Genomic DNA, 6592 nt, shown 5'->3' on the forward strand with positions numbered 1-6592 from the left:
ATGCTCGGCATGGGGTTTTCCCGGTACAGCCCCTGCCGAGCATGGCTCGGCACTACAACTTCTGCTCCCTCCCTTCGGCCGAGGGCCAAGGGGAGGGTTGGGGAGGGGTTGGCTCTTTCTGCCTTTCAAGCAATCCCGGTTTCGCGGCTTACGCCCCTCCCACAGGCGCCACCAGCGCATCATCCAGCTGCCCCGCACGCACCGACGCCGGCCGCTGCAGATGGACGGCGCAGTAGTCCGTGAATACCTGTTTGGCCTCAAGCTGGCCCATGCTGACGAAGTAGCTCAGGAATGAGGCCATATACAGATCGGCGACGGTGAAACTGTCACCCACCAGATAACGCTTGCCGGCTACTGCCATTTCAAGTGTGCGAATCAAATCCTCAGCGCTGCCGTAGCCGGCTTCCATCGGCGGTGCCAGCGTGCCATGACGAAGATCAGTGACAAAGGCTTCCAACGGCCCGGCCGCAAACAGCACCCAGCGGTAGCATTCGCCGCGCTCGGCGCTGCCAACCGGTGGCAGCAGTGCCTTGTCCGGCGCCAAGTCAGCCAGATGCAGACAGATGGCGGCGTTCTCGGTGATTGCCGTATTCCCCTGCAGCAGCGCCGGCACCTTGCCCATCGGGTTGATCGCCAGGTACTGCGCCGACTTCATGCTGGTGCCGTACTCCAGCATCACCGCGTCGTAGCGCAGGCCGGTTTCTTCCAGCATCCAACGGGTGATGCGGCCACGCGAATGTGGATGGCTGTAGAAGGTAAGCGTGTCGCTCATGTCAGGCACCTGCGTTGTAAGGAGCCAACAGTGTGCGTAGGGGCTGCTGACAGCTGCTGTCAGCAGTGATGCATCAACTGTCCGTCATGCACTGCGCACGCCAGCGCTTCAACAGCTGATGGCGCTGCGCCGGATAGCGTTGTGCAGTGTCTTCCAGTGCCAGCAAACGGTCAGCCCGAAAGTGCCGGAAATCGGCGCGCATCTCGCACCACGCCGCCAGCATGCGTACATCGGCCATGAACGCCATCGCGAACGGCCAGATCATGCGTTCACTGACCCTGCCCTCGACGTCGCGGTACTGGATACGCACCGCATTGCCGTCACGGATCGCGCGCCGCAACGCGGGCAGCCAGGGTTCCGGCGGTACCGCATGCCAGTGCGGTGCGAACAGGCCACTGGTTTCCACCTGCAGGCGCAGGGCTTCGGGCAGCACGCCGATGACACGCTGCAACGCAGTGTCGGCCGCAGCCGCCAGTTCCGGGTCGCCATGCGAGGCCACCCAGCGCGCACCCAGCAGCACCGCTTCGAGTTCTTCGGCGGAAAACATCATCGGTGGCAGCAGGAAACCCGGCCGCAGCTGGTAGCCGATACCCGGATCACCGGCGATATCGGCGCCCTGCCCGCGCAACGCATCAATATCCCGGTACACGGTGCGCAGGCTCACCTCCAGCCGCTGTGCCAGCTCGGCGCCGCGCACTGGCGTGCGGCGCCGCCGCAATTCATCCAGCAGGTGCAGCAGTCGGGCGGCGCGTTGGCTCATGAGGGGTTCCGGGACAGGCAGCTGCCCAGCATAGCGGTTGGCAGCCGCAGGAATGACCGCTTGGCATCAACAGAGCGCATTTATCCCGGCAAGCTGAGCAATAGGTACGCCCTATCAGAGCGAACGGTTCATTTGATTACTCATTTAACGCTCCCGTGGTTACAGTCGGTGGGAGCAAAACCCCAACGCCAGCAGGAGCCAGCCATGAGCAATGACACCAAGCCGACCTGTCCGTACCACAGCGCCCCCTCCCCCGAGCAGGCCGCGCAGTCGCAGCGTGACACCAGCACCACACCCAAGCAGAAGCATGGCGACGCGCCAGTGACGCCGATGACCACCGCCTTCGGCGCGCCGATAGTAGACAACCAGAACAGCAAGACCGCCGGCCCGCGTGGCCCGCTGCTGATGGAAGATGTGTGGCTGCTGGAGAAGCTGGCCAACTTCAACCGCGAAATCATTCCCGAGCGCCGCATGCACGCCAAGGGCTCTGGCGCATACGGCACCTTCACCGTCACCCACGACATCAGCAAATACACCCGCGCCAAGATCTTCTCGGCAGTGGGCAAGCAGACCGAGATGTTCGCCCGCTTCACCACTGTTGCCGGTGAGCGCGGCGCGGCCGATGCAGAGCGTGACATCCGCGGCTTCGCGTTGAAGTTCTACACCGAGGAAGGCAACTGGGACCTGGTCGGTAACAACACGCCGGTGTTCTTCCTGCGTGACCCGCGCAAGTTCGGCGACCTCAACAAGGCGGTCAAGCGCGACCCGCATACCAATCTGCGCAGCGCCCGCAACAACTGGGATTTCTGGACCCTGCTACCGGAAGCACTGATGCAGGTGACCGTGGTGATGAGCGACCGTGGCATCCCGCGCAGCTACCGCCACATGCATGGCTTTGGCTCCCATACCTACAGCTTCACCAACAACGATGGCGAACGCTACTGGGTGAAGTTCCACTTCCACAGCCAGCAGGGCGTTGAGGCGCTGACCGATGCGCAGGCGCAGGTGTTGGTCGGCAAGGACCGCGAAAGCCATGGCCGTGACCTGTTCCAGGCCATCGAGCAGGGCCAGTTCCCGAAGTGGAAACTGTTCGTGCAGATCATGCCCGAGCTCGACGCCGAGACCTACCGCATCCATCCGTTCGACCTGACCAAGGTCTGGCCGAAGAGCGATTACCCGCTGATCGAAGTCGGCGAATTCGAGCTCAACCGCAACCCGGTCAACTGGTACCAGGACGTGGAGCAGTCGGCGTTCGCGCCCAGCAACATCGTCCCGGGCATCGGCCCGTCGCCGGACAAGATGCTGCAGGCACGTCTGTTCGCCTACTCCGATGCGCAGCGCTACCGGCTCGGTGTGAACCATCACCAGATTCCGGTCAATGCCGCCCGCTGCCCGGTCAACAGCAACCACCGCGATGGTGCCATGCGCGTTGACGGCAACTACGGTGGCCTGCCGCACTACGAGCCGAACAGCTATGGCCAGTGGCAGGAGCAGCCGCAGTACCGCGAGCCAGCGCTGAAGATCCGTGGCGATGCCGACTTCTGGAACTTCCGCGAAGACGACAACGACTACTTCAGTCAGCCCGGTGCCTTGTTCCGCAGCTACAACGCCGCACAGAAGCAGCGTCTGTTCGAGAACACCGCGCGGGCCCTGGGCGATGCACCGGATTTCATCAAGCAGCGCCACATCGACAACTGCAACAAGGCAGATCCGGCCTACGGTGCGGGCATCGCCGCTGCCCTGCAGGCACTTGCCGCAGCCGCCGCCTCGGCCGATCCGTTCGCACCGCCGCCGCACCCGGGCAACGATTTCCCAACCGCCACACCAGGCGCCGAGGACATTGAGCTGTAAGCCCGGTCCGCTGATCCACGCTTGATCCAGCACCGCCCGCATTCTGCGGGCGGTGCTGTTTCCGCCCACAAACCAACACGTCATTGGCCTCTTCACTTACGCCCCCTTGCGGGGGTTACCATGCCGCTCGGCAACCCACCCATTCAAGGAACCCCGATGAGCCTGACCGACGACCTTCTTTCCCAGCTGCAGGGCGCACCGTTGCAGCAGGTTTCGCAGCAGCTTGGCATCGACAGCCAGCAGGCTTCGGGCGCGATCAGCGCCGCGCTGCCGCTGTTGATGGGCGCATTGGGCAACAACGCCGCAAAGCCGCAGGGAGCAGAGGCCCTGTTCGGCGCCCTGCAGAACAACCACAGTGGCCTGGACATCGGCAGCGTGCTGGGTGCGGTGATGGGCGGTGGCAACAGTCCGGCAGCCAATGGCGCCGGCATCCTCGGCCACATCTTCGGCGGCAGCCAGGACCGCGCTGAGACCGGCCTGGCCCAGGCCACCGGCCTGAGCCCGAGCAGCTCCAGCCAGCTGCTGAAGATCCTCGCCCCGATCGTGATGGCCTATATCGCCCAGCGCATGAGCAGCGGTGGCGCCCAGGCAAACCCCGATGGTCTGGCGCAGATCCTGGGCCAGGAAAAGCAGCAGGTGACGCAGGCCGGCGGTATCGGCGGCGGCCTGCTGGGCAGCGTGATGGACCAGGACGGCGACGGCCAGTTCGGCGTCAGCGACCTGATCAAGCTGGGCAGTGGCTTGCTGGGTAGCGGCAAGCGCTGAGCTGGTAGAGGTTGATTGAAAACGCCACCGCAAGGTGGCGTTTTTGTTTCTGTAGTGCCGAGCCATGCTCGGCAGAGGCTTCACTAGTAGAGCCCCTGTAGTGCCGAGCCATGCTCGGCAGAGGCCTTACCGGTAGAGCCCCCTTGCCGAGCATGGCTCGGCACTACAGGTCTGGCTTTACCGGTAAGGCCCCTGCCGAGCATGGCTCGGCACTACAGGTGAATCGCTTGCCTCGCGCGCATCAAAGCGCGTCAAGGTCACCCAAGGCCCGGATCAGCCGGCGGGCGCGCTTGTCGGGCTTGTGCTCTGGGGCCTGGTAGCCGGTCCTTTCGGCGGCACGTCGCAGGTGCAGTTCGTGACGCGCCTGCTTCGAGGCCGCCGACTCTTCGTACATGGCCTGCGCTACCGGTGCCGAACCACGTTTGTCACTCAGCCCGCGTACCGCGATCTCGAAGACCTCATCGCCGCGCTGCACTCGCAGCGCATCGCCCACGCGGATCGCGCGCGAGGATTTGGGCCGCTGCCCTTGCACATCCACCTTGCCGGTATCCACTGCCTGTTTGGCCAGGCTGCGGGTTTTGAAGAAGCGTGCGGCCCACAGCCACACATCAAGACGAATGCTTGCTACCACTACGACTTCACCGCTCATCGCGTTGCCATGACTCCTGTGTAAGCCACCAACCGTTGATACCTGACTCCGGCACCCTCACCTGCAAGATGCTAGTGTGCCAGCCCACATCCCGACAGCGTTGCCCATGTCGAAAACCAAGCAAACCCGCTCGCTGACCGAAGGCCCTATCGGCACCAGCCTGCTGATGTTCGCGCTACCCATTCTGGCTGGCAACATCGCACAGTCGCTGAACGGGTCGGTCAATGCCATCTGGGTGGGCAAGTTCCTCGGCGAGGCGGCGCTGACCGCCACTGCCAACGCCAACAACATCATGTTCTTCCTGATCGGTTCGGTGTTCGGCATCGGCATGGCCGCCACCATCCTGATCGGCCAGTCCATCGGCGCCAAGGACCTGCCGCAGGCGCGGCGGGTGATGGGCACCAGCGCCACCTTCTTCATCAGCCTGTCTGCGGTCATCGCGGTGCTGGGCTGGTTCCTGTCGCACCGCTTGCTGCTGGCGATGGGCACACCGGCCGAATCGCTGCCGATGGCCGATGCCTATCTGAAGGTGATCTTCCTGGCGATGCCGCTGCTGTACGCGTTTGCCTTCATCACCGCCGCCTTGCGCGGTGCCGGCGACGCGCGCACGCCGTTCCGCTTCCTGCTGTTGGCGGTGCTGCTGGATATCGCCTTCAATCCGCTGCTGATCTTCGGCGTGGGCCCGTTCCCGGAACTCGGTATTGCCGGTGCAGCCTGGGCCACGTTCTTCTCGCAGGCCTTGGCGCTGGCCGCGCTGATGCTCTACCTGCGCAACAAGCGACACATGCTGTGGCTGGGCCGCAAGGATATCGGCCTGTTGAAGATCGACACCGTCATTCTCAAGGCGCTGGTGGTCAAGGGCGTGCCGATGGGCCTGCAGATGATCCTGATCTCGCTGGCGATGATCATGATGATCAGCATGGTCAATGGCTACGGTGTGGAAACCGCCTCGGCCTATGGCGCGGCAATGCAGCTGTGGACCTATGTGCAGATGCCGGCCATGGCCATTGGTGCTGCCTGCTCGACGATGGCCGCACAGAACGTGGGCGCCGGCCTCTGGCCGCGCGTGGAAGCCACCGCGCGTACCGGTGTGTTGTTCAACTTCCTGCTGACCGGTGCCTTGATCGCGCCGATCATCCTTTTTGATCGCAGCACCTTGGCGTTGTTCCTGCCTGCTGCCAGCGAGGCGCTGGAGATCGGCCGGCACCTGAACCACATCGCGGTATGGTCGTTCCTGTTCTTCGGCGTCAACTTCGTGCTGTCCGGCGTGGTCCGTTCCACTGGCGCGGTGCTGCCACCGCTGTTGATCCTGGCAATCGGCATGTGGGGCATCCGCGTGCCGTTCGCACTGTGGCTGCAGCCACGCTTTGGTGCCGATGCGATCTGGTGGAGCTTCCCGATCAGCGCGCTGTGCTCGATGCTGATGATCATGGCCTATTACCGCTGGGGTAACTGGCGCAGCGCCAGCATCCTCGACAAGCCAGCGCAGGCCACCCCGGCGGAAGTGCCGGCTACGCCGCCGTCGCCGGTGGCGGATCCGGATGTGGAATTGGAGCGCTAGACAGCGTTGTGGGAGCTGTGGGAGCGGCGTCAGCCGCGAAGCTGGCATTGCTCGAAGGGCCTGAAAGCTCACCCCCTCCCCAACCCTCCCCTACGCCTTCGGCGCAAGGGAGGGAGCTGAACGACGTGTAGTGGGCGGGCCCGCGCGGGCGGGGGGGGTGGCGGGGCGGCGCCACCCCCGGGGCGGGGGGGGGGCGAGGGGTGCGGGCGGCGGCGGACGGGGCGGGGCGCCCGT

At 64.5% G+C, this 6592-nt stretch carries 6 protein-coding genes; 3 read left to right on the forward strand and 3 right to left on the reverse strand.

The window, feature by feature from the left end; translation table 11 throughout:
* Positions 1–148: 148 nt before the first annotated feature.
* Entirely contained in the window at positions 149–772 is a 624-nt protein-coding gene (locus ACVOLR_RS19655) for a glutathione S-transferase family protein (RefSeq protein WP_481537932.1), read from the reverse strand.
* 73 nt (positions 773–845) lie between these two features.
* The gene (locus ACVOLR_RS19660; protein WP_481537933.1) at positions 846–1532 is read right to left on the reverse strand and encodes a helix-turn-helix transcriptional regulator; all 687 of its coding nucleotides are present in this window, start codon (positions 1530–1532) and stop codon (positions 846–848) included.
* A 204-nt stretch (positions 1533–1736) separates the two neighbouring features.
* Between ACVOLR_RS19660 and ACVOLR_RS19665 the strand changes: the two genes are divergently transcribed.
* Positions 1737–3383, forward strand: a complete 1647-nt coding sequence (locus tag ACVOLR_RS19665) for a catalase (protein WP_481537934.1) — start codon at positions 1737–1739, stop codon at positions 3381–3383.
* A 156-nt stretch (positions 3384–3539) separates the two neighbouring features.
* Complete coding sequence (locus ACVOLR_RS19670) at positions 3540–4148, forward strand: DUF937 domain-containing protein (protein WP_481537935.1); 609 nt, start codon at positions 3540–3542, stop codon at positions 4146–4148.
* A 241-nt stretch (positions 4149–4389) separates the two neighbouring features.
* On the opposite strand, the gene ACVOLR_RS19675 is transcribed toward ACVOLR_RS19670, so the two are convergent.
* Positions 4390–4797: an RNA-binding S4 domain-containing protein gene (locus ACVOLR_RS19675; RefSeq protein WP_481537936.1), complete on the reverse strand. Its 408-nt coding sequence runs from the start codon at positions 4795–4797 to the stop codon at positions 4390–4392.
* A gap of 106 nt (positions 4798–4903) precedes the next feature.
* Here ACVOLR_RS19675 and ACVOLR_RS19680 point away from each other — a divergent pair, with 106 nt between their 5' ends.
* Positions 4904–6358 (forward strand): MATE family efflux transporter, encoded by a 1455-nt coding sequence (locus ACVOLR_RS19680; protein ID WP_481517661.1) that lies wholly within the window; start codon positions 4904–4906, stop codon positions 6356–6358.
* Positions 6359–6592 lie beyond the last annotated feature (234 nt).

The sequence above is a fragment of the Stenotrophomonas sp. STEN030 genome (assembly GCF_056759995.1).

Excerpts from the sequence above, each read along its gene's own strand:
- ACVOLR_RS19675 (WP_481537936.1), bottom strand. The coding sequence starts at position 4,797 with ATGAGCGGTGAAGTCGTAGTGGTAGCAAGCATTCGTCTTGATGTGTGG.
- ACVOLR_RS19655 (WP_481537932.1), bottom strand. The coding sequence starts at position 772 with ATGAGCGACACGCTTACCTTCTACAGCCATCCACATTCGCGTGGCCGC.
- ACVOLR_RS19660 (WP_481537933.1), bottom strand. The coding sequence starts at position 1,532 with ATGAGCCAACGCGCCGCCCGACTGCTGCACCTGCTGGATGAATTGCGG.
- ACVOLR_RS19670 (WP_481537935.1), top strand. The coding sequence starts at position 3,540 with ATGAGCCTGACCGACGACCTTCTTTCCCAGCTGCAGGGCGCACCGTTG.
- ACVOLR_RS19665 (WP_481537934.1), top strand. The coding sequence starts at position 1,737 with ATGAGCAATGACACCAAGCCGACCTGTCCGTACCACAGCGCCCCCTCC.
- ACVOLR_RS19680 (WP_481517661.1), top strand. The coding sequence starts at position 4,904 with ATGTCGAAAACCAAGCAAACCCGCTCGCTGACCGAAGGCCCTATCGGC.